The organism is Streptomyces sp. PA03-1a, assembly GCF_033792805.1.
Classification (GTDB): domain Bacteria; phylum Actinomycetota; class Actinomycetes; order Streptomycetales; family Streptomycetaceae; genus Actinacidiphila.
Map to the genome: position 1 here is coordinate 1 of NZ_JARAVO010000458.1, position 1,956 is coordinate 1,956.

Here is a 1,956-nt window from a genome sequence, read left to right on the forward strand (position 1 = left end):
CTGTCCTGTCTCGGTTGATGGTTGACAGTGTGGCTTCACCTGATGCTTGACACCGCTTGCCTCGGTTTGGCTGTGTGCGTCTGATTCGCGCGTGCGGGGAGGGCCGGGGCCGTGCTGGTGGAGTTGAGCGTGGTCGAGCAGCGGTATCACGCAGTCATGGAGGTGGCTGCGGGCGCCCCAGTGGTCGAGGTCGCGGCCCGTTATGGGGTCTCGCGGCAGTCAGTGCATGCCTGGGTGCGCAAGTACGAGCAGACCGGCCTTTCGGGGTTGGCGGATCGATCGCACCGTCCGGCGTCGTGTCCGCACCGGATCCCGTCCGCGGTGGAAGCGTTGGTGTGTGACCTGCGGCGGGCGCATCCGGGCTGGGGCCCGCGCCGGCTGGTGCACGAACTGGAACGCAAACGGATCACACCGGTGCCGTCGCGGGCGACGGTCTATCGGGTGCTGGTCCGAAACGGCCTGGTCGAACCCGGGTTGCGGAAGCGCCAGAGGTCGGATTACCGCAGGTGGGAGCGGTCGGTGGCGATGGAGCTGTGGCAGCTGGACATCGTCGGCGGTGTCCTGCTGGCCGGCGGGGCGGAGTGCAAGGTGGTCACCGGCATCGATGACCACTCGCGGTTCGTGGTGATCGCGAAAGTCGTGCCGCGGGCGACCGGGCGAGCAGTCTGCCTGGCCTTCGGGGAGGCCCTGCTGCGGTTCGGGGTCCCGGAGGAGGTGCTGACCGACAACGGCAAGCAGTTCACGGCCCGGTTCGGCTCGGGCAAGCCAGGCGAGGTGTTATTCGACCGGATCTGCCGGGAGAACGGGATCAAGCACCGCCTGACCAAACCGAAGTCACCGACAACCACCGGGAAGATCGAGCGGTTCCATCAGACCCTGCGGCGTGAACTCCTCGACGACTGCGACCGGTTCACCGATGTTGCCGCCGCGCAGGCGGCGATCGACGCATGGCTGGTCGACTACAACACCGCCCGTCCGCATCAGTCCCTGGACATGCAGCCACCAGTCAGCCGGTTCACCAGGGCGGAGCCTGCCGCGCTGCCGGTGAAGCTGCCACCCAGCCTGGAAGCGACGCCCGGCGAACCGTCCGCGGTGGTGCCGAAGCAGCGTTCCGGGCCGCCTCCGGAGTCGCGGTCATGGCCCCTTGCCGAGGGCGAGGTCGGTGCCGTCGAAGTCGACCGGGTCGTGCCCCGGTCGGGCAACCTGGGTTTGTGCGGTCAGCAGATCTGGTTCGGCCCGGCGCTTGCGGGCACCGCGGTGACCTTGCGGATCGACGTGAGCCGGCTGCACGTCCTGATCGACGGCACCCGGCACAAGACCCTGCCCACCAAGTTGTCCGGCCGGGACCTGCGGACCTTGCTGGCCTGCGGCGATGCCCGGCCCGCCGGCCCATGGACGCAGGATCCGGGCCCGGCCACCACTGCAGCAGTGGAGGTGGACCGCACCGTCAACCCGGTCGGCTACGTCGGCCTGGGCGGCGACAAGGTCAACATCGGCTGGGCCTTCGCCGGACAACGCGTCACCCTCCGGCTCGACGGCACCGTCATGCAGGTCCTGAACGAGCACCGGACCCTGCTGGCCGCACTGCCCTGCCCCCTGCCAGCGACGGCTTGCGGTCGACTGCGCGGAGCCCGGCCCGCAGGCCCCCCACCGACCGTCCCACCGCCGGCACCGCAGACCGCCGAACGGATCGTCTCCAGCAACGGCGGCTTCGTCATCGCAGGCCAACGCGTCCAAGTCGGCCGCACCTGGGCCCGCCAGGTCGTCACCGCCCACCTCGACGACACCGTCATCCAGGTCTTCCACGGCAACGACCTGATCACCACCGTCCCCCGCACCACCACCAAAGGAGTAGTCGTCCGCAAATCCGGGGAGTACAACAAACGAAAAATCGTCTAGCCCAAACGTCAAGCGTCACCCGACGCCAAAACGTCAAGCCTCAACCGAGACCCGACA

The 1,956-nt window shown here is 68.7% G+C and carries 1 protein-coding gene; it reads left to right on the plus strand.

Annotated elements, in window-relative coordinates; all coding sequences use genetic code 11:
• Nucleotides 1-123: 123 nt before the first annotated feature.
• Nucleotides 124-1,899 (plus strand): IS481 family transposase, encoded by a 1,776-nt coding sequence (locus PV341_RS44845; RefSeq protein WP_500361005.1) that lies wholly within the window; start codon nucleotides 124-126, stop codon nucleotides 1,897-1,899.
• Nucleotides 1,900-1,956 lie beyond the last annotated feature (57 nt).